Genomic DNA, 26,054 nt, shown 5'->3' on the forward strand with positions numbered 1-26,054 from the left:
TGATGACCGTGACAACCGCAGTACCCGGTCCGGCGCTGCTGTTCACCCGTACCCGAGTGTCCGGTTCGGACGAGCGGGTGTTCGTTGCCAAGCTGGCGGTGCTGGCCGTACTCAGCGCGGCGGGCGTCGTGCTCGCGCTGCGGCCGGAGCCGCTGCTCGTCGCGCTCGGCGTGGTGCTGCTGGCGGCGATGTACACCCATGCGGTGGAGTTGCAGCACCAGTGCCTGCACCACTCGGCGTTCCGGAACTCGTTGCCGCACCGGCTGGTCGGCGTGCCGCTGGGGCTTCCGCTGCTGGTGGTCTACAGCCACTACCGGCTGCGCCACCTGCAGCACCACCGGTTCCTCGGCACCCCGCAGGACACCGAGTTCTTCGGTTTCGACACCCGTAAGCCGATCACCGCGCCGGGCCTGCTGCGCGGGCTGCTCGACTACCCGAGGCTCGGCTCGGTCGGGCTGGACGTCGTCCGGTCGGCGACCGGCCGGTGGCGTTACCAGTACGGCCCGGTCAGCCCCACCATGCGCCGCAAGATTGTCACCGAACACCTCATCCTGGGCGCGGTGGTGCTGGCCGCGGTCGGTCTCGCCCTGGCCGGGTACGGGCAGTACCCGCTCCGGTTGTGGGTCCTGCCCCTGCTGCTCGCGGTGCCGATGCACTTCCTCGTCGAGTTGCCCGAGCATCTGCTCTGCGAGACCGACACCACCGACGTCCTGCGCAACACCCGCTCGATCCGTGGCAGTTGGTTGAGTACCTGGTACACCAACGGCAACAACCTGCACATCGAGCACCACGCGGCGATGACGGTCCCGATCAACCAACTGCCGGGCCGGCACGAGGAGACGCGGCTGTACGCGACGAACGTCGAGCGCAGCTACGCCGATTTCTACCGGCTGCTCTGGCGCGAGTTGCGCCGTCCCCGACCGCAGGTGGCGGCCGGTCGGCAGACCACGGGCGACCGTACGGCGTCGACCGTCTGAGCGGTGACCGGCCCCGGCCGGTGGAAAACGGCCCGGCCCGACGTGGCCGGGCCGTCGCAGTCATGTGTCGGGCGAATCTTTACAGTGACAACATGGCGCCGCCCAGGGTGACTTTGCAATGACAAGATTTGCCTCCCGGTGCGGGTACGGGGAGACTTCCTGTCGTACCCCGACGGCACGATGACGTGATGTCCGTCCCCGCCGCGCCCCGCCGACCCGGACAGTCCCGTCAGAGCGGACAGGGGAGTAGGTAGGCTCGCGGGCAGCGCCGGCCCGCCGACCGACGATCATGCCGATTCTCGGCGTGTAACACCGCACCTCTGGGAGTTCAGCTCGTTGACTGCACAGCCTGAGATTCTGTACGGGGCAGACGACCTCACCCATCTGGAAGGCCTCGACGCCGTCCGGAAGCGACCCGGCATGTACATCGGGTCGACCGACAGCCGTGGCGTGGGTCACCTGTTCAACGAGATCCTGGACAACTCCACCGACGAGGGCGTGGCCGGTCACGCCACCCATGTCGAGGTCACCCTGCACGCCGACGGTTCGGTGCAGGTGGACGACGACGGCCGGGGGATCCCCACCGACCTGCACGCACGCTCCGGGCTCTCCGGCGTCGAGCTGGTCCTGACCCGGCTGCACGCCGGCGGGAAGTTCGGCGGCTCCGGCTACAAGACCTCCGGCGGTCTGCACGGTGTGGGCGCCTCGGCGGTCAACGCGCTCTCCCACCGGTTCGACGTCACCGTCGCACGCGGCGGGCAGGTCCACCAGATGTCGTTCCAGCACGGCGTGCCGGGTGTCTTCGACGGCGCGGGGCCGGATGCGACCTTCACCCGGCAGCCGGGCCTGCGGCCGGTGGGCCGGATGAAGCGCGGTGCCTCCACCGGCACCTCCATCCGCTACTGGCACGACGCCCGCTACTTCGAGACCGGCGCCTCGCTCGACGTGGACGCCGTCCGGACCAAGCTGCGCAACACCGCGTTCCTCGTGCCCGGCGTCACCTACGCGTTGCGGGACAACACCGCCGAGACGCCCACGACCGAGACGTTCCACTTTCCCAACGGCCTCGGCGACATGGTGGACTTCCTGACCCCGGCCGGGGACAAGCCGGTCTCCGGCACCCTCCTCATCAACGGCGAGGGCACCTACCGGGAGAACGCCGCCGACGAGCACGGCGTGATGCAGAGCAACGTGGAGCGCCGGGCCGAGGTCGAGGTCGCGCTCAAGTGGGGGACCGGTTACGAGCGGACGGTGGAGACCTTCACCAACACCATCCGCAACGTGCACGGCGGCACCCACCGCAAGGGTTTCGAGCGCGGTGCCGTACGGGCGTTGACGACCGCGATCCGCAACACCCGTGGTCTGCTCAAGCCGAAGGAGGATCCGCCGATCCTCGACGACGTGCTCGAGGGCATGACCGTCGTGGTGCACGTGCGGATCCCCGAGCCGCAGTTCACCTCGCAGACCAAGGACGAACTCTCCACCGCCCCGGTCACCAAGGTGGTCCAGACGGTCGTCGAGCAGCAGGTCAAGGCCTGGCTGGAGGACCGGCGGACCAAGGCCGAGGCGCGTACGGTGCTGCAGAAGATCGTGGACGCCGCGCGGGTCCGGCTGACCCAGAAGCAGCAGAAGGACGCGGCCCGGCGCAAGACCGCGCTCGAGGGCGCCTCGATGCCGCCGAAGCTGGTGGACTGCCGCTCCACCGGGGTCGAGCGCAGCGAGCTGTTCATCGTCGAGGGGGACAGCGCGCTGGGCACCGCCCGGCTGGCCCGGTCGTCGGAGTACCAGGCCCTGCTGCCGATCCGGGGCAAGATCCTGAACGTGCAGAAGGCCAGCCTGCAACAGGTCCTGGACAATGCCGAGTGTTCGGCGATCGTCCAGGTGCTCGGGGCCGGCTCGGGTCGTACCTTCGATCTCGACGCCCTCCGGTACGGCCGGATCATGATCATGGCGGACGCGGACGTGGACGGCTCGCACATCCGTACCCTGCTGATCACCCTGTTCGCGAAGTACATGCGACCGGTGATCGAGGCCGGTCGGCTGTTCGCCGCGGTGCCACCGCTGCACAAGGTCACCACCAAGGGCCGCAACCCGGAGACCCGCTACACCTACACCCAGGCCGAGATGTCGAGCACGGTGGCCCGGCTGGAGAAGGCCGGCAAGCAGGTCGTCACCCCGATTCCCCGGTTCAAGGGTCTCGGCGAGATGGACGCCGACGAGTTGTGGGACACCACGATGAACCCGGCCACCCGCGCGGTCCGCCGGATCAAGCTCGACGACGTCCAGGCGGCCGAGGACGTCCTGGAGTTGCTGATGGGGGAGAAGGTCGAACCCCGCAAGAACTGGCTCATCGACTCCGCCAGCCGGGTCGACCAGGAGACCATCGACACCTGACGGGGCCGAGCCGGCCGCCGGCTCCGCCACGCCCGAGTCGCTGTGTAACAAGAGCGGTCGCCGAACCGGCCGACGGATGGAAGAGAGCACGCAGTCATGGCACGCCGTACCGGCAAACCCTCGAAGGTCGACCTGTCCGCCTTCGACCAGGCGGGGGCGCGGGTTCTCGACAACCCGCTCGCCACCGAGGTGGAGGACTCCTACCTGGAGTACGCCTTCTCGGTGATCCACTCCCGGGCGCTGCCGGACGCGCGCGACGGTCTCAAGCCGGTGCACCGCCGGATCCTGTACTCCATGAGCGAGCAGGGCTACCGGCCGGACCGGGGGCACGTGAAGTCGGCCCGCGTCGTCGGTGACGTGATGGGTAAGTACCACCCGCACGGCGACACCGCCATCTACGACGCGATGGTCCGGTTGGCGCAGAACTTCTCCCTCAACGTCCCGCTGATCGACGGCCACGGCAACTTCGGCTCGCCGGACGACGGCCCGGCCGCCGCCCGGTACACCGAGGCCCGGATGTCCCGCGAGGCGATGCTGCTGGTCGGCGAGCTCGGCGAGGGCACGGTCGACTTCCGGCCGAACTACGACGGGTCGCTCTCCGAGCCCAGCGTTCTGCCCGCCGCCTTCCCGAACCTGCTGGTCAACGGCACCTCGGGGATCGCGGTCGGGATGGCCACGAACATGATCCCGCACAACCTCGGCGAGGTGGTCGCGGCGGCCCGTTGGCTGATCAGGCACCCGGACGCGTCCCTGGACAAGCTGATGGAGTTCGTCCCCGGTCCGGACCTGCCGACCGGTGGCCTGCTGCTCGGCCTGGACGAGGTGCGCAAGGCGTACGAGACCGGGCGTGGGGTGGTCCGGATGCGGGGCCGGGTGACGATCGGCCCGCTGGAGGGCAGCCGGGGCCGGCAGGCCATCACCGTCACCGAGTTGCCGTACGGCGTCGGTGCGGAGAAGGTCATCGAGGCGATCACCGACGAGGTACGCGGCAAGCCGATCACCTCCGGCCCCCGCAAGGGTCAGCGCCAGCCGGCCCGGTTGCAGGGCATCGCCGACGTGAAGGACCTGACCGACCGGGAGAACGGCACCCGCCTGGTCATCGAGTGCAAGGTCGGGGTGAACCCGCAGGCACTGCTCGCCGACCTCTACCGGCTCACCCCGCTGGAGCAGTCGTTCGGCGTGAACAACCTCGTCCTGGTGGACGGGCAGCCGCAGACCCTCGGGCTCAAGTCACTGCTCGAGGTGTTCCTTGCCCACCGCTATCAGGTGGTGACCCGCCGTACGACGTTCCGCCGACGTAAGCGGCAGGACCGGTTGCACCTGGTCGACGGCCTGTTGATCGCACTGCTCGACATCGACGAGGTGGTCCGGCTGATCCGGGGCAGCGACAACGCCCTGGCCGCCCGGGACGCCCTGATGGGTCGGTTCCAGCTCTCCGAGATCCAGGCCGGTTACATCCTCGACACCCCGTTGCGCCGGCTCACCAAGTTCGACCGGATCGAGCTGGAGGCCGAGCGGGACCAGTTGCGCAACGAGATCGCCGCGCTGTCGGCGATCCTCGACGACGAGGCAGTGCTGCGCCGGGTCGTCTCGGACGAACTGGCCGCCGTGGTGAAGGACTTCGCGACCCCACGGCGTACGACCCTGGTCGACGGGGACCTCAAGGAGGTGCTCGCCGCCTCCGCTCCGGCCGGTCCGCTGGAGGTCGCCGACGACCCCTGCCAGGTGATCCTCTCCGCGACCGGTCTGGTCGCCCGGACCGCCGCCGAGTCCGAGGAGACCTCCGAGGGGCGGCGCCGCAACGGCCGTACCAAGCACGACGCGGTCCGTACGGTCGTCCGGGCCACCGCCCGTGGCCAGGTGCTCCTGATCACCAGCGCCGGTCGGGCGTTCAAGACCGACGTCCTTCCGCTGCCGGTCCTGCCCGAGCAGGCCGGCACGGTGTCGGTCAGCGGCGGCATGTCCGCCTCCGAGCTGGTGTCGTTGCAGTCGGGCGAGACCGTCGTGGGGCTGGTGCCCCTGGGTGAGCAGGGGGCCGGGTCACCGGGGCTCGCCCTGGGCACCCGGCAGGGCGTGGTCAAGGTGTGCGCGCCGGAATGGCCGGTCCGGGCGGACGAGTTCGAGGTGATCGGCCTGCGCGAGGGCGACGAGGTGGTCGGTGCGACCTGGCTCGCCGACGGTACGGAGTCGCTCGTCTTCGTCACCTCGGACGCCTCGCTGCTGCGGTTCCCGGCGCAGCTCGTACGCCCGCAGGGGCTCAAGGGCGGCGGCATGGCCGGCGTCAACCTCACCACCGACGCGCAGGTCCTGTTCTTCGGGGCGGTCCGGACAAACGACCCGGAGCAGGGCGACCCGATGGTGGTCACCAGCACCGGCAGTGGCGTGAAGGTCACCCCGTTCGCCCTCTACCCGGCCAAGGGCCGAGCCACCGGCGGAGTACGGGCACAGCGGTTCCTGAAGGGCGAGACCCGGCTGGTCGTGGCCTGGGTGGGGCCGCGTCCGGTCGGTGCGAGCAAGCGCGGGGAGCCGCTCGCCCTCCCCACCACCGACGAGCGCCGCGACGGGTCCGGCACCGCCATCTTCGGCCCGGACATCATCGGCCACCTCGTCGAGCGCGGCTGACCCGACCGTTCACAGCACCGCCGGTCGGCCCTCGCGGCCGACCGGCGGATGTCGTTCCGGGGCCGTTCGGGTCGCACAACGTGTACGGCAGATGAACGGACTTCCACCGTGGACCGCCGGCACCCGTCCTCGAGCAGTGGCCTGTGCCACTCGTCGGCCCCATGATGCGGCGGTCGCCTGACCCAGCCACAGCCCCAAGCATCACGAGCGTCACGGACAGTGACCAAATAGGACCCTGTTGGCGTATCGATCGCGTTGCAGGCGACGGATTGATACATCCGTTACCGGGCAATGGGTTGGCGCCGGGACTCTTCCCCTACCGGCCGACAAACTCTGCCAGATGCGCCGCTGGCGGAACGGCTATGGCAGCCGTATCCTGCTCCCGGCGCGTTTCCTGCTGCGCCAAACGGGGAGGTCATAAACATGTCGAGCTGGCCGACGGTGCGCCAGGATTCGGTCGGGCAACCCATCGACGAGGCGAACGGCCAGTCGGTACCGGTACCCGGCCAGGGGACGGCGGTCGGCGAGTTCGACACCGAGACGACGATCCCCAAACCCCGTACGGCGCGTGGACGGGCCACTGCACCGGGTAACTCGGGTCCCTCGCCGTACGCGACCACTGCGGTTCTGCCCTATGTCAGTTCCCGCGCTTCGGGACGTACCCGTGGTTTGCGGGCCTGGATGCTCACCGCGCCGGTCGACATCGTCGCCCTCCTGGCGCCGCTGCTGCTGACCGACCGCTACCAGCGCGGGACGTTGTTCGCCGCCGCACTGACGGTCACCATCTTCGCCACCGGTGGCCTCTACCGGGCCCGCCGGCATGTGAGCATCCTCGACGAACTGCCCAGCCTCTGTGGCCGGCTGCTCGCCTCGGCCGGCATCGTGGCGGTCATCGCGGCCTCGCGGCACGACGAACTCCAGTACCTGGTCGGGTTCATGCACGGGGTGGCGCTCTCCGCCGGGCTGGTCATCGTCGGGCGGGCGATCACCAGGAAGATCGCGCTGGTCGCCCGCAAACGACGGTGGGCGGAGCACAACGCCATCATCCTCGGTGGCGGTCCGATCGCTCTCGAGATCGCCCGGTTGCTGCGCCGCTACCCCCAGTACGGCCTCCGCTTCGCCGGCTGTGTCGACGCCGAGATGCACAACGAACCCGGTGCACCGCCGCTGATCGGTACCTTCAACGACCTCGAGAAGCTCATCTCGGTTGTCGAGTGCGACGTGCTCATCATCGCCGACCCCACCTCCGACGAGGGCACTCTGATGGAGATCCTGCAACAGCCGGGCTCCGCGAGCTGTGACCTCTGGGCGGTGCCCCGGCTGTGGGGCTCCCGTTCCTACGCCGGGCTCCCGGACCACATCGGCGCGATCCCGGTCGTGCAGATCCGGCACACCACCCTGTCCGGCCCCAGGTGGGCGGTGAAGCGGGCCTCGGACATCATCTTCGCGTCCATCGCGCTGCTCGCGCTGAGCCCGATCCTGTTGCTCTGCGCGATCGCCACGTTCCTCGACGGTGGGCGCGGGATCTTCTTCTACCAGGAGCGGATCGGGCGTTACGGCCAGCCGTTCAATGTGATCAAGTTCCGTTCGATGCGCCCGGTCAACGAGCGGGAGTCGCAGACGAATTGGTCCATCGCGAACGACCAGCGGGTCAGTCCGATCGGTCGGTTCATGCGGCGTACGTCGCTGGACGAGTTGCCTCAGCTCTGGAACATCCTGCGTGGTGACATGACGGTGGTCGGTCCGCGTCCGGAGCGTCCCTTCTTCGTGGAGAAGTTCTCCGCCGAGCACCCCGACTACGCGATGCGCCACCGGGTGCCGGTCGGTTTGACCGGGCTTGCCCAGGTCAGTGGCTTGCGCGGGGACACCCCGATCTCCGACCGGGCCCGGTTCGACAACTACTACATCGAGAACTGGTCGCTCTGGCTGGACATCAAGGTCGTGCTGCGTACGGTGGCCGAGGTGTTCCGTGGGGGTGGGCGTTAGCGGGGGTGGTGGGGTTGGGGCGGCATGCCCCGCTCTGGGCGGTCAGGCTTGATCCCTCCGCGGGGCATGCCGCCCCAACCCCTTAGCCGCTTGGGTTGTGGCGGCAGCAGGGGTTGTTCTGTCTGAAGATGTGTTGGAACGCCGGGTCACCTTTGGTGGGCCGGCGTTTTTGTGTATTGGTTGCGGTGACTATCTGTTGAGTGGCATGTGTCTTTGGGTGGCTGGGGCTTGTTGGGGTGGGGTGCTGGGCTGGTAGGGTCCGGCGTTGTGAAAACGACTTTCATTTCGATTATGGCCGTGGTGGCCCTTGGTGGTCTGGTTGCCTGCGATGAGTCCCCGGCGCCGGAGGCGGCGGGGGTGACGGCGGGCGCGAGCCCGGTGGTGGTGAGTAGTTGCGGGTTGCCGCTGACCGTGGCGGCACCGCCGAGCCGGGCGGTCGCCCTCGAGCAGAACGCCACCGAGATCATGCTGACCCTCGGGCTGGCCGACCGGATGATCGGCACCAGCTACCAGACCGACCCGGTGCTGCCCGAGCTTCGCGCCGACTACGACCGGGTGCCGGTGCTGGCCAAGCTCTACCCCTCGCGGGAGGCGGTACGCGCGGCGAACCCCGACTTCGTCTACTCCACGTACTCGTCGGCGTACGCGCCGGACGCGGCGGGGGAGCGTAAGGAACTGGGTGCACTCGGGGTGCCCGCGTACCTGTCCGCGTTCGCCTGCGAGGACCAGGCCATCGCCAGGGACGAGGTGACGTTCGACGGCATCTTCGCCGAGATCAGGGACATCGCCACCATCTTCGGTGTGGCGGCCAAGGGCGACCGGGTGGTGGCCGGACAGCAGGCCCGGCTGGACGCGGCGAAGCGAACCGGTACGGCCGCACCGGACACCTCGCTGCTCTGGTACTACTCCGGCACCAGCACCCCGTACGTGGCCGGACACGGTGGGTTGCCGGACACCATCAGTTCGCTGCTCGGGGCGACCAACGCGTTCACCGACGCGAAGCAGAAGTGGCCGGCCGGCAACTGGGAGGAGATCGCCCAGCGCAACCCGGACGTGATCGTGCTGGCCGACCTGACCCGTGGCGGCGACGGCGACAGTGCCCAGTCGAAGATCGACTTCCTGCGGAAGAACCCGGTCACGGCCAAGCTCGACGCGGTGGTCAACGGGCGGTTCATCACCGTGTCCGGCTCGTCGATGGACCCCTCGATCCGCAGCGTAGGCGCGTTGGAGCAGGTCAGCGCCGGTCTGCACACCCTCGCCCCGAACCTGCGATGAACACCGGAGAAGCCATGCTCGACGAGACCACCACCCACCCCGCCCGGCGGCTGCTCCGGCTCTGGGACGACCAGCAGGCCGCGTACGTCGCCAACCGCGAGGACCGGTTCACCGCCATGCTCGACGTACTGCGGTTGCTGCTCCCGGACGACCTGACCGTGCTCGACCTGGCCTGCGGTCCCGGTGCGATCTCCGACCGGGTGCTCGGGGCCCTGCCGAACGCCCGGACCGTCGCCGTCGACTACGACCCGATCCTGCTGCACGTCGCCCGGGGTGCGCTCGCCGAGCACGGGGCACGGGCGCAGGTGCACGAGGTTGACCTGGTCGCCCCGGACTGGAGCCGGTTCCTCGACGGGCGGCGGATCGACGCCGTACTCAGCTCCACGGCGCTGCACTGGCTCTCGCCCGAGCAACTCCTGCGGGTCTACACCGCGGCGGCCGAGCTGCTTCCGCCCGGCGGCATCCTGCTCAACGCCGACCACCTCCGGTTCGCCCCGTCGACCACCCTGCACGACCTGTCGCGACTGCACGACGCGAAGGTGCAGCAGGCCGGCTTCGCCGGTGGTGCGCTCGACTACCAGCAGTGGTACGCCGAAGCCCTCGCCGATCCGGAGATCGCCCCGCTGGCGGTGGAGCGGGAACGGCGTTTTGCCGACCGGCCACCGCAGCCCCTGGCACCGCTGGAGTTCCACCTCGCCGCGCTGCGTACGGCAGGGTTTGCCGAGGTCGGCACGGTGTGGCAGTACCTCGACGACTACGTGGTGTTCGCCCGCCGATGAGGACGACATGGATGGGCGGGTCGGCAGGAGTCGCCGACCCGCCCCGGCCCCGGGCCACCGCCCGGCCGGGCGGTGGACTCGCCGGACCGGTCCTCGCCGGTGGTCTGGTGCTGCTCGGGCTGAGCGCGGCGGCGGCGGTCACCATCGGCACCGCCGACCTGTCGGTAGCCGACGTGGTACGCACAGTGGCCGCGCATCTCGGCGTACCGGTGCGACCGCTGCCCCGGCTGGCCGACAGCATCGTCTGGGACCTGCGGATGCCCCGGGTCCTGCTGGCCGGGCTGGTCGGCGGTGGGCTGGCGCTCTGCGGCGCGGTGTTGCAGGCGTTGACCCGTAACCCGCTGGCCGACCCGTTCCTGCTCGGCATCTCGTCCGGGGCCAGCACCGGTGCGGTCGCGGTGCTCGTACTCGGGCTCGGGGTCGGCTCGGTTCCGCTGTCCACCGGGGCGTTCCTGGGCAGTGCCGCCGCGTTCGGTGCGGTGCTGCTCTTCGCCGGCCGGCAGTGGACCCAACCGAGCCGGATCGTGCTCGCCGGTGTCGCGGTCTCCCAACTCTTCAGCGCCGTGACCAGCCTGATCGTGGTCTCGGACGCGAGCGTGCAGAACACCCGCAGCGTCACCTTCTGGCTGCTCGGCTCGCTCACCGCGGCGTCCTGGCCGGCGGTGACCCTGGCCGCCGTGGTCACCGGCGCAGGCTTCCTCGCCTGTTGGTGGTACGCCCCCGCGCTGGACGCCTTCGCCTTCGGCGTCGACACCGCCGAGTCCCTCGGCTTCGCCGCGGCCCGTACCCGGCTCGTCCTGTTCGGCACCACGGCCCTGGTCGCCGCCGTGCTGGTCGCGGCGAGCGGGGCGATCGGTTTTGTCGGGCTGACCATCCCGCACGCGGCCCGACTCCTGGTCGGGGCGCAGCACCGGATCCTGCTGCCGACCTGCGTGGTCACCGGTGCGGTCTTCCTGATCTGGGCCGACACCGCCGCCCGGACGGTGTTCAGTCCGCAGGAACTGCCGGTGGGTGTGCTGACCGCACTGATCGGGGTGCCGGTGTTCGCCCTGGTCATGCGCCGCCGGAGCCGACCGTGACGCGCCCCGACGACAGCGGTGCCGAGCTGACCGGGCGGGACGTCGACAGTGGTGCCGACCTGGTCGCCCGGGAGGTCGACTGGGGTGTGCGTGGGGTGCGGATCTTGCACGAGGTGGCGCTGCGGGCCGTACCCGGCAGCACGGTCGGGCTGCTCGGCCCGAACGGGTCCGGCAAGTCGAGCCTGCTCCGGCTGCTCGCCGGGCTGGGTCGGCCCGACGCCGGAGGGGTGCTGCTCGACGGGGAGCCGCTGGTCGACCTGCCGCGCCGCCGGCTCGCCCGCCGGATCGCCGTGGTGCACCAGCAGGTCAGCCCGGACGTGGACATGTCGACGTTGGACGTACTCCTGCTCGGCCGGATCCCGCACCGGCCCCGGCTGGCGGCGACCAGCGCGACCGACCTCGACCTGGCCCGCCGGGCCCTGGCCGACGCGGGCCTGGCCGGGTTCGAACGGCGTCGGTGGTCCGGGCTCTCCGGCGGCGAACGGCAGCGGGTCGACATCGCCCGCGCCCTGCTCCAGGAGCCGGACCTGCTGCTGCTCGACGAACCGACCAACCACCTGGACGTACGGCACCAGCTCGAACTGTTGCACTTCCTCGCCGCGTCACCGATGACGGTGGTGGTCACCCTGCACGACGTCGACCTGGCCGCCCAGTACTGCGACCGGATCGTCCTGCTGCACGACGGACGGGTGGCCGCCGCCGGCACCCCGGCGGAGGTGTTCACACCGGAGCGCCTGCTGGCGGTCTACCGGGCGGACGCCGAGGTGAGCATCGGATCCGACGGCCGGCCGAGGGTACGTTTCCGTCGCCCCCGTACGCCGGCCGCCGGTCCCGAAGCCGGTGACTAGTCCTTCGGCTTGCCGTTCGGTGCGGTGTCCCACTCCGGGTTGCCGAGCGTGGTCACCCAGTCCCGTACCCGGTCCACGTTGGTGGGGGCGAAGGCGAGGCTGAGCAGGAGGAGCAGCCGCGCCTTCTGGGGCAGCAGGTCGTCGCCGGCGATGATCGGCGCGGTGGTGCTGCTGCCGTAGACGGAACCGGAGCCGGTCCGCGTCGTACTCACAAAGACCACTCCCTGCGCGGCGGCGGCCGTCCGGGCGCTGCTCTGCGCGGACGACAGCCCACCGGCGCCGGTGCCGGCGGTGACGATGCCCTTGACCCCGGCGGCGGCGAACCCGCTGATCGCCTCACCGCCGGCCTGCTGGTAGCTGTAGACGACCTCGACCCGGGGCAGCGCGGTCGGCTGGATCCGGGACAGGTCGAACGGGGTCAGCCAATCCCGGGTACGGTCGCAGTCGTCGACCCGCGCCGGTGCCCGCCCGACCTTGATGTTCGGCCCGTCGACCCAGCCCAGTACGCCGAACTCCCGGCTCTGGAAGGTGTCCATCCGGCTGGAGTTGGTCTTGGTCACGTCCCGGGCGGCGTGGAACTCGTCCCCGAGCAGCAGCACGGTGCCGTAGCAGTACGTGGTCTGGCTGGCCGCCAGGACGATCGAGTTGTAGAGGTTCGCGGGACCGTCCGCGCCGATCACCTGCGGCCCGTCCGGGGTGACCGCCGCCCACGGCCGCATCGCACCCGTGATAACCACCGGTTTGCGGCTCTGCACGGTCAGGTCGAGCCAGTACGCGAACTCCTCCATCGTGTCGGTGCCACTGGTGACCACCACCGCGTCGGCCGACTTGAGCGCGTTCTGCACGGCGAGGGTGAGCGCGTGGAACTCGGCCATGGTGTAACCGCCGGAGCCCTTGTTGCCGAACTGCACCGTGCTGACGTCGGCGACCTGACCGATCTCCGGTTGGAGTTGGCCGACCATGCTGGAGATCGCGATCTGGCCCGACCGGTAGTCGGTGAAGCTGCTCCGCGAGGTGGCGACGCCGGAGATGGTGCCCCCGGTGCCGATCACGGTCACCTTCGGCTTGCGGGTCTTCGCCGTGGCGAGCGCCTCGGTGTAGGCGACGCTGACGATCCCGGTGGGCGCCTGCACCCCGGTCACCGCGCCGGCCGGGGGTGCTCCCGCCTCGGCGGAGTCGACCTGGGTGGTCAGGCCGAGGACGAGGGCGGCGCCCAGGGTCGCGCTGAGCAGTGGCGTGAGTACGGCACCGAGCCGCCACGGCGCCGGTCGCGGCCGGGACACCGGTTCGGCGGTGCTGTGCACGGTCGTTCCGGGGCCGACGATCGGCTCGGAGCCGACGGTCGGTTCGGACGGGATGTTCGGGTCGGACATGGTGGCCTCCGCGGTGGGGTGCGGTGGAAGGGGAAACCGCATCCTCCGAGTCAGAGTTTTCGATCTTGTTAAGCATCGATTTCACCTCGTCCCCGCCGGCTGGCTCGCCTCCCGGCGGGTGCGCCTCTAGCCTGTGCGGGTGCGGATCAAGACTGGATCGTTGCTGCTCGCCGTCGGTGTCACCGTCGCCCTCCTGCCCGGCTGCGGGCGTACGGCCGATGTCGACCCGTCGTCGCCCACGCCCGCACCGAACGGGAGTGCGGCGGCGGCCGGTCCGGAGGCGGGTACGAGCGACGGGCTCGGCGCGGCACCGACGGGTAGCCCGTCGAGCACGCCGAGCAGGGCGGCGGTGGTGCCGGCACGGGCGGGCAACCCCGGCGGCGGTGCCACGGTCCCGGCCGAGGGCCGCGCGGTGGACACCAGCCGCCCGACCCGCAGGATCGGCACCGGCACACCCGCGAGCTGCACGAGCAGAGCGGTCGTCTCGGCGGTCGCGGCCGGCGGGATCATCACCTTCGACTGCGGCCCGGACCCGGTGACCATCACCCTGACCGAGACCGCCAAGGTCAGGAACGCGAACGGTCCCCGAGTGGTGCTCGACGGCGGTGGAAAGGTCACCCTCAGCGGTGGCGGCAAGCGCCGCATCCTCTACCTGAACACCTGCGACCAGGCGCAGGGGTGGACCACGTCGCACTGCGACAACCAGGACCACCCGCAGCTCACCGTACAGAACCTGACGTTCGCCGACGGCAACTCCACCGGGGAGAAGACCGAGGGCGGCGGCGGGGGCGCGGTTTTCGTCCGGGGCGGGCAGTTCAAGGTGGTCAACTCGCGCTTCGTCCGCAACCGGTGCGACCGTACCGGGCCGGACCTGGGCGGGGCCGCGGTCCGGGTGCTCAGCCAGTACCAGGGCAAACCGGTGTACGTGGTGGACAGCACCTTCGGTGGTGCCGCCGGTCAGGGTGGCTCCTGTTCGAACGGTGGCGCGCTGAGCAGCATCGGGGTCTCCTGGGTGGTACTCAACAGCGTGTTCAGCCACAACGAGGCGATCGGACAGGGGGCCAACCCCGCTCGCGGCGGCACACCCGGTGGGGGCAGCGGCGGGGCGATCTACTGCGACGGCAACAATTTCACCGTACGGATCGCCGGCACCATCGTCGAGAACAACCACGCGAAGGAGGGCGGCGGCGCGGTCTTCTTCGTCAGCAACGATCGCAGCGGAACGATGCGGATCGAGAAGTCCACCCTTCGACGGAATCCGAGTGACGGTTTCGAAACCCAGGGCCTGCCGGGGATCTTCTTCCTCGGTGCGAGCCGGCCGACCACCACCGGATCGACATTGAGCTGATCTCCGCGGCGGAATACCGCAAGGGAAAGGAAAACAGCAAGAATTCAACTATGGCGGCCGGCCACGCGTCTCTATGTTCGGATGCATGAGTCTCCCGACCGAACCGATCGGAAGCATTCCCCGACCGCCGGCACTGCTCGCCGGCATCGCCGACTTCGAGACCGGGCGGATCGGGCGCGAGGCGCTCGACGCCCTGTACGACGACGCCGTCCGGGACACCATCACCCGGTTCGAGGCGCTCGGCTCACCCGTCGTCACCGACGGCGAGCAGCGCAAACCGAGCTTCGCCACCTACCCCGTACACGGGTCTTCGGAACTGGCCGGCGACGGTGTCGTCATTCCGTTCGCGGACGGCCACACCCGTACGCTGCCGAGCCTGACCACCGGTCCGTTCCGGTACGCGACCCGCGCCGAGGGCTACCTGCGCGCCGCCCAGCGGCACGCGACCGCCCCGGTCAAGCAGGCCGTGATCGCGCCGTCGGCGCTGAGTCTGCTCTACCCCGCGGCCGGCATCCCCGGCTACGACCGGGAGGCCTTCCTCGACGACCTGGTCGACGAGGCCGAGGCGGACGTCCGGGGCGCCCTCGACGCGGGCGCCCACGCGGTCCAACTCGACTTCACCGAGGGGCGGCTGTCGGTCAAACTCGACCCGTCCAAGGGCATCCTCGACTCGTTCGTGGCGCTGAACAACCGGGTGCTGGACCGGTTCACCCCCGAGCAGCGGGCCAGGATCGGCGTACACACCTGCCCCGGTGGCGACCAGGACTCGACGCACAGCCTCGACGTCGACTACGCCGAACTGCTGCCGAGCCTGTTCGCCCTGCACGCGGGAGTCTTCTACGTACAGCTCGCCAGCGAGTCCGAACCGGACCGCGTACTGGCGACGATCGCCGCCCACGTCCGTCCGGACCAGCGGGTGTTCGTCGGGGTGATCGACCCGATCGACCCGGTGGTCGAGACACCCCGGCAGGTCCGCGACCGGGTGCTGCGGGCCGCCGAGTACATCCCGCCGGAACGGCTCGGCACCTGCGACGACTGCGGGTTCGCCCCGTTCGGCGACGACCTGTCGACCTCGCGAGAAACGGCCTGGGCGAAGGTACGCGCCCGGGTGGAAGGCACCGAACTGGCCGCACGAGAACTGGGAGTGTGACAACGTGGCGCACATCAATCTGGGTATCGACGAGAGTGAGTTTCCGGGCATCACCGGCCCGATGCGGTACCGTCCGGAGACGGCCAAGCCGCTCAACGAACTGGCCGAGGTGCTGCTCCGGCAGGGCTCGGACACCTTCACCACCGGTGAGCGCGAGCTGGTCGCGGCCTACGTCTCCGGGCTCAACGACTGCGACTTCTGCTGTTCGTCGCACTCCGCGTTCGCCGCCCGGCAACTCGACGAGGGCATGACCCTGGTCGACCAGGTACGGGCCGACCTCGACAGCGCGCCGGTGTCGGCGAAGCTGCGTGCGCTGCTGCGGATCGCGGGGGCGGTGCAGAACAGCGGCCGTAAGGTCACCCCCGACCTGGTCGAGGCCGCCCGCGCCGAGGGAGCCACCGATCTGGAGATCCATGACACGGTCCTGATCGCGGCGGCGTTCTGCATGTTCAACCGGTACGTCGACGGGCTCGGCACCCTGGTACCGGCCGATCCGGCGACGTACTACCCCGCGTCCGCCGAACGGATCGTCACGATCGGGTACGGAGTCTGAGCAGCCGTCACCGCTGACGGGTCTGGGTGAGCCGGTCCTGTAGTCGGGCGTGCCGGAACTGGTAGACCGAACCCACCACCCGCAGGATCTCCCGCTGGTGGGCGTTCTCCAGGAACCGCATCCCCCGTACGGGACCGTCTCCCCGGACCCAGAGCTGCAGGAACAGCAGCCCGGTCCGCCAGGTGCTGGACACCGTGATCGTGGCGGCGACCGCGGTCGCCAACCCGAGGGTCATTCCGGTGATGATCCCGACCCCGGCGGCGACCGGGAGCGGGTCGTGCCGGACGGTGGCCATCGCGTCGGTGAATCCGGCGGCGAAGCCGACCACGAGTCCGAAGATCGCGCCGACCGACAGGCCCCGCCGCCGGTCCTGCTGCCATGCCGTGATCGGGTCGATCGGTGCGGCGACGTCCAGCGACGCCGCCGAGAACCCGTCGATGAGCCCGAAGGCGAGTACGAAGGCCAGCCCGATGACCAGCCCGGTGCCGAGCCCGGTCGGCAGCCCGTACGCGAGACCGACGGGTACGCCGGTCGCCAGCCCGATCGGCAACCCCGTCGCGAGTCCGGCCGGAAGCCCGTGGGTGAGCCCGGCCCGGATGGTCCGCCCGAGCCCGGACTGCGGTGCGAGCGCCGATCCGGTCGGCCTGATCCCGATCCCGGAGGCGATTCCGGTCGCGATCCCGGCGGCGAGGGCGGCGCCGACGCTGACCGTGAGCGCGGTGACGGCGCCGAAGCTCGGGCCGACGGTCAGTACGGTGGCGATCCCGACCGCGAGCCCGGACACCAGTCCCATGCCGAGGCTGAACCGGGAGCCCGCGGATCCGGAGAAGCCGCCCACCGGGGACTCCCGGCGCTCGACGGCCAGCCCGATCGCGAGCCCCAGCACCAGGCCGATCACGGTGGCCGGCAACGGGTCCATGGTGGAACGTTCGCCCAGTTCCTCGGTGAACCGGGCGACGACGGCGGCGGTCGCCCCGGCGGCGAGGCCCACGAACAGCACGGTGGCGAGGATCCGTACCGGCGCCGACGCCCACCGGTGCATCCGCCACCAGGCGAGGTCACGGGTGTTGTGGCTGGTCATCTGGGCTGCCGCGTGTCCGAGCCAGCGCCTGGCCCGAACCAGGTCGTACGGACCCACCGGCTTGCCGGGGCGGGGCCGGTACGCGGCCGGCAGCACCCGGTCGAGCAGGAAGTCCTCGATTTCGGTCGCCTCGTGGAAGCGCTCCGGTGCCAGCAGTTCGTCGACCTCGGCGGGGTCGACGAAGGTGTCCCGGAGCAGGGTCACGGTCAGCGGCGAGGAGAGGGCGTGGGCGAGCGGGCTGTCCGGCTGCTCGCGGAGCCGGCCCAGCAGCCGTCGCCAGGCCGGGGGAGGGTCGTTCACCAGCCATCGGGCGAGATAGTCGGCGGTGACGGTGGCCGGCAGCGGGCGCAGTTCGAGTGCCGCCGCGTCGTGCAGGTGCCCGGTGCGTACGGCCTCGGTGAACTCGTCGCTGCGGGTCAGCAGCACCAGCCGGAAGTTTGCCTGCTCGTCGATCGACTCCAGCGCGCTGGCCCGGGACTCGGCTGCCATCTCGTCGAAACCGTCGAGGAAGAGGGCGATCAGGCCCTCGTCGACCAGCCGGGCGGCGGCGTTCGGTCCGTACTTCGGTGCGTTCAGGAAGGCGAATTCGCTGACCAGCCGGCCCACCAGCCAGTGCCGCAGGGTCTGCTGCTGCGGCTCCCAGCTCTGCGGGGTGAGCAGCACCGGCACCGGCACCCGCCGGCGTACGTCCGGGTCGAGCCGGCGCCGTTGGTGCAGCGCCTCGACCAGGGTCAGGATCGCGGCCCCGGTCTTGCCGGCGCCCTGATCGCCGAGGATCACCAGCCGGCCGGAACTCAACCCGGCGTAGATCCGGAAGAGTTGCGCCAGCCCACCTGCCTCGATCATCTCGGCGGTCACGGTCTCGACGCCCGGCAGCGGCTCGAACCGACCCAGGGACAGGCCCTCGGGGTCGGCGACCGCGTCCTCGATCCGCCCGGTGACCGGCCGGGTCGACCAGGCCCAGCGGACCGGGATCGGCGCCGGCCGGTACAGCCGTCGATCGGTTGCCGCCTCCTCCCACTGCTCCCGCAGCGCCTTGGCGAGGGCGTCGGCGGCCAGGGCGAGGGAGTCGCCGTCGTCCTGCCCGTGCAGCCGCCGGTGCCGCCACAGCACCGCCACCAGCCCGCTGATCAGGGGGGTGACGATCGCCGTGACCACCGAGATGACGATCCCGGTCGCCTCCCTGTTGCCGGCGGCGAGGGTGAAGGCGAGCACCGCCCCGCCGATCAGCAGGAACCCGAGCGTGGCCAGACCGACCACTGGCCACAGTCGTAGGCGTTCGGCCGGCGGCATGTCTCGAAGTGTGACAGCCGGCCGTCACCGCCCACTACCGGAAAACGGCCGGCCGCGCCCACCGGCCGGTCAGGTGATCTCCCGGCCGGCGGCCACGCCGGGGCCGGCGGTGTCGCGGTACGCCAGCCAGCCCGTCCCGACGGATCAGAACATGCCGTGCGGGTTGGCGGACCGGTCGGGAACCGGTGACCGTCCATTCGGATCGCTCGGGAACGAGATATCGTGGGCGTCGGCAGTGCGCCTGCCTGCGCCCGATGTGACAGCCCACGCCTGGCCACATGAAGGGGCCAAGAGTCTCCGACTCCGCGCGACTGTTGTCGAGCTTCGGCGTGCCGGTCACGCCGCCCGTTCGGTGCGGGGCGTGGGGCTGCACCGGAGGCGTCATGACCGATGAGCAGAATCCCCGGCGGTCTCCCCGACCCGGCCGTGCCCGCAAGCGGGCGATCCGCGGGGAGGCGGCCCGCACCGGTGTCGCGTACTCGATCGCGGCCCGGCAACTCGAAGCGGCCGGGCTGGCACCCGGCGAGACTCTCTCCAGTTACGGGCGGACCATCTATCCGGTCGGCTCCGACTCGCACCGGCGGCTGGTGATCGAGCGTCGCGAGCGGCGTTCCCTCGACCAACGGGTTGCGGACACCCGTCGGGCGGCGGCCCTGCCGGACGGCCGTGCCCAGCACCTCGTCGAGCGTTTCCCGCCGACACGGGGACGGCGGGGTACGGGTGTCGGCCCGCTCTATCACGGCGGAGGTCGCGAGGAACTGCTCGCGATGTTGTACGTCGTCGTCGCGGCGGAGTCGCCGGGGCTGCTGCCAGCCGTCGGTGATCTGGTCTGGATCGCCGAGATGGGGGAGGAGACCGCGGTGGACATGGCCTGCGCCGAGCTGGACCGTGAGGCGCGCGGACTGCTCGACCGGGAGCCGGCGGAGCTGTGGTCGGCGGTCGAGAGGGCCCTGGCCGCGGCGGAGCGCAACGCGGACTGGCAGATCCGGCAGGAGTCGATCCGGCTTGCCGCGCTGTTGCACACCATGATGACGCCCCGGATGGGTAGGGCGGGGGAGGTCTACGTGGAGGGCATGCCGCTCGTCGGGGTCGGTCAGATCCTCGACACGCTGCTCATCGTCGCCGACGACGGACATGCACCCGGTACCCGGGTCCGCCTCCTCCACCAGCCGCACGTGGGACGTACGGCCACCATCACCGGTGCTCTGTGGGGAAGGTCCGGCCCTCCGGTCGGCTATCGCATCTGGCTCGACCGGGCGAGGTCGGCCGAGTCGGCCCGTGCCGATGATCTGGCGGTCCTGCCCGACCAGGACCTCCTGCCATCCTCGACCGGCTTTCCTGCTCCCACGGTGCCGGACTGACGCGGGTGTCCGTCGAGGTCCCGACCGTCACCAGGAGCCGGGCGACGGTCGGGACCTCGGCTGCGCCGGCTATTCGCCGGCGAGGAGGGCTGCCCGGACGGGTTCGGGTGTCATCTCCGGGAACCGTTCCTGGAAGTCGAGGGTTCCGACCCAGGTGGGCCGCAGGCCGATCCGGACCATTCGCAGGCCGGGCTTGTCGATCGCCTCCAGGTAGGCGTCGCCCGCCTCCTCGCCCATCCCCGCGCGCTGCATGGTGGCGTACTCGGGGAGGACGCCCTCGACCTCGGCCAGGGTGACCTTCCCGCGCAGGGTGAGCACCTGCGGAAGACCGTCGGCGGTGTCGATGCAGATCGCCACGTCCGGTCGGACCCGCAGGTCCCGGATCTTGTACGTGCCGGCGAACGCGCCGACGACCACCTCTTCGCCGGTCCACAGGTAGTTCACCGGGATCAACCGGGGTGTCCCGTCCCTGCCGGTGTAGGCCAGACGGGCCACTGCGGTCATGGTGAGCAGGCGTTGCGCCAGCGGGGTGTCCAGCAGTCTCACGTCACCCTGCGGCAGGCTCGCGGCTCGTGTGTTGGGGAGGCTCATGGAAGTCAAGCTAGAGGAACAGCTCCTGTAGAACAAGCATAACTCCTAGATTAGGATCTGCGGTAGCCTGTGGACCATGGGCGGCGTGCGTAGCTATGGGGATCCGTGTGGTGTGGCGCGTGGACTCGATGTCCTCGGCGAGCGGTGGGCGGTGCTGGTGGTCCGCGACCTCCTGCTCGGCCCCAAGCGCTTCAACGACCTGCTCGGCGGCCTGCGCGGCGTGAGCCCGAACGTGCTCAGCCAACGGCTCCGGGAGCTGACCGAGGACGGCGTCGTCCAGCGGCGGGACCTGGGTCCGCCGACCCGCGTCCGCCTCTACGAGCTGACCGAATGGGGCCGCGCCCTGGAGCCCCTCCTGCTCCAGCTCGGACGCTGGGGAAGCCAGGCCCCACCGCTGCCCGAAGGCGCACTCGGCATCGACTCCCTGCTGCTCAGCATCAGGGCGGCCGTCGACCCGGCTCGGGCGGCGGACCTCGGCGGCGTCTACGAGTTCCGCGTCGACGCCGACACGTACGTCGCCGAGGTTGCCGACGACTCGGTTCGGATCCGTCGCGAGACGGCACCCGGGCCGCCGGACGCGACGCTCACCACCGATATCGACACGCTCCGGGCGGTCTGCGACCACCGGATCACCCTGGGGGCGGCACTGGATTCCGGCGCGCTGCGGCTGAGCGGTGACCTGCATGCCCAGCGGCGCCTCACCGATCTGCTGATGGCCCCGTTCACGCCCCCACCCCAGCCGACCGCCCTCACATAGTCGCGTCGGCCACCGCGATCCAGGCGTCGGCCCGGAACCCCTTGCTCGGGATCTCCACCGTCACCGGACGGAACCGATCGGCGCGCAGGTCACGGGGCTCGTGCCGGACGATCTCGTCGTAGACGATCGCGGAGACGGCCACCACCAGGTCCGCCCCGGTCGCCTCCCGCAGCGCCGTACGGAGTGGGGTGCTGTCCAGCAGCCGGCTCACGTGGATGACGGCGTCGCCCGCGTAGCCGTTGTGCGCGGGGTAGACCAGCCCGGTGTGGATCGCCAACCGAAGCCGCAGCCGGGCGTCGTCGCGCAGGTCCCGGTTCAGGTGCCGCAGCGCGACCGCCAGTTCGCGCAGGAGGTCGGCGACCGCCCGTGGCTCGTCGAGCCCGAGCGGGAGCAGGACCAGTTGCCCGTCGCCCTGTTCCTGCCACTGCCAGAGTCCCCGGTCGAGGCCGGCGTACCGGGCGGCGGTGTCGAGGACCTCGACGAACCGGCGTTGCAGCGCGAGCTGGCCGTGCACGTCCCGCGAGCTGTACGCCTCCGCGTCCGCTGCCAGGCACAGCCTGGTGGTGCCCGTACCGATCGTGGAGGGGCCGTTGTGGACCGGGACGGTGACGGCGGGCGTCGGCGATCCGTCCGGGTCGAGCAGGATGATCGGGGTGGAGAACTGTTCCGGGTGACGGGTCCTCGGCCGGCTGAGCTGCATCGATCCGAGGTAGGGCCAGCGCAGGGAGGCCAGGGCGGACAGCTCTCCGGACACCGTCGTGGCACCGGGTGGCATCCGCAGGACGGCCGCCACCACGTAACTCCCGTCCGCCAACGGGCCGCCTTCCGCGTCGCGCAACGACCAGCCGAGCGAGTCGCTGCCGTACCCGTTGACCTCGACGGCGATGGTGCCGGCGAGGACCGGACCGCCCGGTGCGGCCGGCAGGTGCAGTGGGATCGGCACCGCGCCGAGCACGGCCGGCAGTCCGCCCGGACCGATCGGGCGGGGCGGCTCCAGGTCCAGCCCGATCGCTTCCGGCCCGGCCCGGCGGAGCCGGATCGTGACGTCCAGGAACTCCTGCCGTTGCGCCCGTGCCTCCAGCGCGAACGGCAGGACCAGCCGGACGTATCGCCACTTCCGGGCGTCGCGCAGCTCCCGGAACGCGGCCGGGAAGACCTCAAGACCGATCTCGTACGCCAGCGGCCGGCCGAACGTGATCGCGCCCTGCCGGATCGGTCGGACCGTGTCCCCGCCGAGCATCTGCTCGAAGTCGCAGAGGTCCAGCCGGGCGAGCGGGTCGTCGACGGCCGGCGCGGCGACGGGTGCGGTGGTGACGCCCTCGCCCTGAACCGGCCCGGTCATGCGCTCGCTCCGAACAGGACGAACCCCAGCCACAGTTCCGGGTCGTCGGGATGGTCCTCGATCAGTTCGAGGTGGGCCCGGCGAAAAGCGGCCGGTACGGGGCGCCCACCGCCGAGCCACTCCCGGTGGAAGCCGTACATGATTTCCATGCTTGTCTCCTCTCCTACCGAACAGAGGCTGGTCAGCAGCTTGGTCGGTCCGGTCAACAGAAAAGCCCTGGTCATGCCGATGATGCCGTCGGCGGCCACGGCACCGCGTCCACCTCGGCAGCAGGAGAGCACGACGAGGTCGGCGTCGAGGTGCAGTTGCCGCAGGTCGCGCATGCGGACGATCCCGTCGTGGTCGGCCGTACCGGCCAGCGCCACGAACGGCATCCGCGCCTCGGACCCGGCGAGCTGGTCCGGTGCCGGCGGCAGCTCGACCAGTTCCGCGTCGGCGTGGGTGGCCAGGTAGAGCACGTCGGCGGGGGATCCCGGTGCGCGCAGGGCGGCCAGACTCGCCTGGTTGCCGTACCGCACGTCGACGCCCGCGGTGTAGTGGCGGCTGATCGCACCGAACACCCGCTCGGTCGCGGTCAGCGCCGGGAGGGTGCCGGAGCCGTACGGCACCGGTGGCATCGGCTGCGGGTTGACCAGGGCCAGCAGGCGTGGCTCCCGAGCCGGACGGCGATCGAGCCGCTCCCGCAGCCCGCCCAGTACCGCGAGGCTGGGCAGCAGCTCGATCGCGTGCCGGGCGGCGAGCGGCCTTCCGTCCGGTCCGGTCAGGGCCGGGAACGGCACCCGGAGGGTGATCCCGTGCGGGACCACCGTGACCGGCTCGTCCGGATCGGCGGGAAGCAGCGTGGCCGTGACCGGTTCCCACAGCAGTGCCCCGAGGCGGGCGAGGATGTCCAGCATCTCCGGCCGGTCGGCGGGACCCAGATCGGTCTCCTCGGCCAGGCTGAGCAACCGGTTGACGTCCGTGGCGAGGGCGTCCGGGTCGATCACGCGTACGGCGGTCACCGGCTCGCCGTCGCCGCGTACGGTCCAGACGGTCAGCCGGGACCCGTGCAGGAAATACTCGACCACGGTGCGTCGATGGGCGCGGAGGATGCCGCGCAGGGTGGAGCCGTTCAGAGCCGGTGCGGTGCCGGGGCTCGTCCCACCGGTGGAATCGTCGCCGGTACGGTGCAGCAGGTCGGCGAAGGCTCGGGCCCGGCTCTGCTCGCTCGCCACCAGGGCTTCCCGGTGTGCGCCGAGATCGGTGAGCAGGTCGACCAGCCGGGCGAAGAACGGCTGCGCCCGTTCCGCCGCGAAGATCTTGTCCCAGTCCCGGTCGAGCAACGCCCGCCAGCGCTCGGCGTACCCGGTCAGCGGGCCGACCGCCGCGGGCGTTGCGCGCCGGACGTGCTCGGTGCTGCGGGCCACCCGCGCCCGGTGCAGCGCCGACCGCCGGTTCTCGGCGATCTCGGCGGTGGTACGCAGCACCCCGGCCGTGTCGGTCCGGTGCTGGTGGCCGGTGCCGGCTGAGCGGCGGAGGGCCGGGGCGTCGGTGGCGGGCTGGTCCGGTGCCGCTTCCCCGGCCAGGTGGCGCAGTCGTCGGGAGGTCGTGTCCAGGACCGTGATGCAGGCGTTGCCGGCGGAGGCGATGGTCGCCGGGTCGGTCAGCGCGGCCGTGGCGGCGGCGGCGACCAGGTCCCGGAGGGTGGCCGCGCAACCGGCGACGACCGCCACGGCATCGTAGGGAATCGACCCCGCCCTGTCGGTGGGTTGCACCAAGTCGGTCGAGTGCGTCGGGGCGAGCGCGCGGAGCAGATCGGCCTGGGTGTCGAGGAGTTCGGCGGTGTCCGTGGCGAGCCGGAGCAGCAGGGTGAGTCCGGGCGGGGCGGTGGCGTACCGCTGCTGGATCTCGACGGCGGTGCCGAGCGCCTCGACCAGGGCGGGATGGTCACGCAGCGCGAACGCGCCGACGATCTGGTGGTTGACCAGCAGGGCGAGGTCACCCAGTGCATGATCGGCCGCCGGGGTGCCGGGCGCGTCGGTGAGCACCGCCCGGTACCGCGCGACGGCCGCCGCCGCGAGCGGAGCCGCCTGTGCCGGCCGTCGGGTGCTGTACAGGTCGAGTGCCAGCCGTCGAAGGGAGGCGGGACCCGTCGTGTCCGGCACCGGCGGCTGGAGCACCACCGCCCGCCAGCCCTCCCGCGAGGGCGCCAGGCCCACGGCGAGCCCGATGGTCGGCAACAGACGCAGCACCGTCGCACCGGACGGGGTGGACCAACCGGTCCGGTCCGGGTCGCTGCCGTCGGGCACCGACTCCACCGTGATCGGTCCGGTCGGGTCGTCGACCGGGAGCCACCGTCCTCTGAGCGTTGGTCGGGCCAGCCAACGGCGGTACCGCTCGACGTCGTGTCCGCGTACCGGGCCGGTGAAGGTGATCTGCCGCTGCTCGTTCCGGTCGGTGACGATCCCGAGTTCGCCGGAGAGGACCAGGTGGTCGGGGTCGAACCGGAGGGTGAGTTCGGCTGTTGTCGGCTCGTACCGGTGCTCGGCGTCGTACCAGGTCGGGAGCGGGGCGACGGTCCGCCGTACCCGCAGTGGGGTGGCCTTGGCGAACGTCTCGGGGTCCAGGTCGCCCAGCGACCACCAGAGCTGGTCCCCATCGCCGCGACCCGCCGTGGCCAGGGTGAAGGTGAACCGGCCCCGACCGTCGGGCAGGGTGAACACCGCCTCGGCGGGCGATGGTGACCCTGCCTGGTCCAGCCCGACGAGTTCCAGGTCGAACACCGGCATCAGCAGGTCGAACGGCGTACGCGGTGGGTGTGCCGCCGAGGCGGTCCGAAGGACCTCGAACGGCCACGGCTCGGTGACCGGGCCGGGCGGCGGTTCGGTGCCGACGGCGTCGAGCGGCCGAAGTGTCTGCGTCAGCCAGGTCACCACCGGACCGTCCAGTGTCGATCGAACGAGGAGCGCGGCCAGCTCGAGACGCTCGCCTGACCGGTCAGCACCGCGTGCGAGCAGCGCGTCGAGGGTGGTCCCGGCGCGGGCGGCGGACACCTCCACGGTCCCGCCGTCGTGCTGCCACCAGCGGCCGGTCAGGTCGAGGTCAGCGGCCCGGATCCGGGCGGTGCCGTCGGGCCGGAGTTCGTACCGGGCCTCGGGGGCGACCGGCTCCGGCTCGGGTTCCCACTGGGCCCGGAGCCGGTTCGCCGACCACGACCGGCGCAGGGTACGCCCGTCGACGACCTCGGCCACGTACACCGCGTCCAT

At 71.1% G+C, this 26,054-nt stretch carries 18 protein-coding genes; 13 read left to right on the forward strand and 5 right to left on the reverse strand.

All coding sequences use genetic code 11. From position 1 onward, the window contains the following. Positions 1–2 precede the first annotated feature (2 nt). The 8 genes from OIE47_RS29520 (at position 3) to OIE47_RS29555 (ending at position 11,960) form a co-directional block, all read left to right on the forward strand. Positions 3–977, forward strand: coding sequence for a fatty acid desaturase family protein (locus tag OIE47_RS29520; protein WP_326557787.1), 975 nt, complete (start codon positions 3–5; stop codon positions 975–977). Positions 978–1,313: 336 nt separating this feature from the next. Then, positions 1,314–3,371 (forward strand): DNA gyrase/topoisomerase IV subunit B, encoded by a 2,058-nt coding sequence (locus OIE47_RS29525; protein WP_326557788.1) that lies wholly within the window; start codon positions 1,314–1,316, stop codon positions 3,369–3,371. A 96-nt stretch (positions 3,372–3,467) separates the two neighbouring features. Next, positions 3,468–5,993 (forward strand): DNA gyrase/topoisomerase IV subunit A, encoded by a 2,526-nt coding sequence (locus OIE47_RS29530; RefSeq protein WP_326557789.1) that lies wholly within the window; start codon positions 3,468–3,470, stop codon positions 5,991–5,993. Positions 5,994–6,416: 423 nt separating this feature from the next. Then, on the forward strand, positions 6,417–7,979 hold the full coding sequence (locus OIE47_RS29535; RefSeq protein ID WP_326557790.1) for a sugar transferase: 1,563 nt from the start codon (positions 6,417–6,419) through the stop codon (positions 7,977–7,979). Between the two features lie 297 nt (positions 7,980–8,276). Continuing rightward, positions 8,277–9,254 (forward strand): ABC transporter substrate-binding protein, encoded by a 978-nt coding sequence (locus tag OIE47_RS29540; RefSeq protein WP_326557791.1) that lies wholly within the window; start codon positions 8,277–8,279, stop codon positions 9,252–9,254. Beyond that, entirely contained in the window at positions 9,251–10,033 is a 783-nt protein-coding gene (locus OIE47_RS29545) for a class I SAM-dependent methyltransferase (protein WP_326557792.1), read from the forward strand. Before OIE47_RS29540 ends, OIE47_RS29545 begins: the two co-directional genes overlap by 4 nt. A gap of 11 nt (positions 10,034–10,044) precedes the next feature. Next, the gene (locus OIE47_RS29550; RefSeq protein ID WP_326557793.1) at positions 10,045–11,112 is read left to right on the forward strand and encodes a FecCD family ABC transporter permease; all 1,068 of its coding nucleotides are present in this window, start codon (positions 10,045–10,047) and stop codon (positions 11,110–11,112) included. Further along, positions 11,109–11,960 (forward strand): ABC transporter ATP-binding protein, encoded by an 852-nt coding sequence (locus OIE47_RS29555; protein WP_326557794.1) that lies wholly within the window; start codon positions 11,109–11,111, stop codon positions 11,958–11,960. The genes OIE47_RS29550 and OIE47_RS29555 overlap by 4 nt, the downstream gene beginning before the upstream one ends. Here the strand turns inward: OIE47_RS29555 and OIE47_RS29560 are convergent. Beyond that, the gene (locus tag OIE47_RS29560) at positions 11,957–13,333 is read right to left on the reverse strand and encodes an asparaginase (protein WP_326557795.1); all 1,377 of its coding nucleotides are present in this window, start codon (positions 13,331–13,333) and stop codon (positions 11,957–11,959) included. The two genes, OIE47_RS29555 and OIE47_RS29560, sit on opposite strands and share 4 nt — an antisense overlap. 145 nt (positions 13,334–13,478) lie before the next feature. Between OIE47_RS29560 and OIE47_RS29565 the strand changes: the two genes are divergently transcribed. From OIE47_RS29565 to OIE47_RS29575, 3 genes are all read left to right on the forward strand, one after another. Next, entirely contained in the window at positions 13,479–14,681 is a 1,203-nt protein-coding gene (locus tag OIE47_RS29565; RefSeq protein WP_442792194.1) for a hypothetical protein, read from the forward strand. An 85-nt stretch (positions 14,682–14,766) separates the two neighbouring features. After that, complete coding sequence (locus tag OIE47_RS29570; protein WP_326557797.1) at positions 14,767–15,831, forward strand: cobalamin-independent methionine synthase II family protein; 1,065 nt, start codon at positions 14,767–14,769, stop codon at positions 15,829–15,831. Positions 15,832–15,835: 4 nt separating this feature from the next. Continuing rightward, positions 15,836–16,384 carry a carboxymuconolactone decarboxylase family protein gene (locus OIE47_RS29575; RefSeq protein ID WP_326557798.1) on the forward strand — a complete coding sequence of 183 codons (549 nt, stop codon included), beginning with the start codon at positions 15,836–15,838 and terminating at the stop codon, positions 16,382–16,384. Between the two features lie 7 nt (positions 16,385–16,391). Here the strand turns inward: OIE47_RS29575 and OIE47_RS29580 are convergent, their stop codons facing one another. Beyond that, entirely contained in the window at positions 16,392–18,758 is a 2,367-nt protein-coding gene (locus OIE47_RS29580) for a hypothetical protein (protein WP_326557799.1), read from the reverse strand. A gap of 383 nt (positions 18,759–19,141) precedes the next feature. On the opposite strand from OIE47_RS29580, the gene OIE47_RS29585 reads away from it, so the two are divergent. Next, positions 19,142–20,119, forward strand: coding sequence for a hypothetical protein (locus OIE47_RS29585; RefSeq protein ID WP_326557800.1), 978 nt, complete (start codon positions 19,142–19,144; stop codon positions 20,117–20,119). Between the two features lie 69 nt (positions 20,120–20,188). Here OIE47_RS29585 and OIE47_RS29590 read toward each other — a convergent pair whose 3' ends face one another. Next, positions 20,189–20,710: a pyridoxamine 5'-phosphate oxidase family protein gene (locus OIE47_RS29590; RefSeq protein ID WP_326557801.1), complete on the reverse strand. Its 522-nt coding sequence runs from the start codon at positions 20,708–20,710 to the stop codon at positions 20,189–20,191. A gap of 112 nt (positions 20,711–20,822) precedes the next feature. Here OIE47_RS29590 and OIE47_RS29595 point away from each other — a divergent pair, with 112 nt between their 5' ends. Further along, complete coding sequence (locus OIE47_RS29595; protein WP_326557802.1) at positions 20,823–21,467, forward strand: winged helix-turn-helix transcriptional regulator; 645 nt, start codon at positions 20,823–20,825, stop codon at positions 21,465–21,467. Here OIE47_RS29595 and OIE47_RS29600 read toward each other — a convergent pair. Together OIE47_RS29600 and OIE47_RS29605 are read right to left on the reverse strand one after the other, a co-directional pair. Then, positions 21,460–22,809, reverse strand: a complete 1,350-nt coding sequence (locus OIE47_RS29600) for a hypothetical protein (protein ID WP_326557803.1) — start codon at positions 22,807–22,809, stop codon at positions 21,460–21,462. The genes OIE47_RS29595 and OIE47_RS29600 overlap by 8 nt on opposite strands. After that, entirely contained in the window at positions 22,806–26,054 is a 3,249-nt protein-coding gene (locus tag OIE47_RS29605; RefSeq protein WP_326557804.1) for a CHAT domain-containing protein, read from the reverse strand. Before OIE47_RS29605 ends, OIE47_RS29600 begins: the two co-directional genes overlap by 4 nt.

It is taken from the genome of Micromonospora sp. NBC_01796, assembly GCF_035917455.1.
GTDB lineage: Bacteria > Actinomycetota > Actinomycetes > Mycobacteriales > Micromonosporaceae > Micromonospora_G.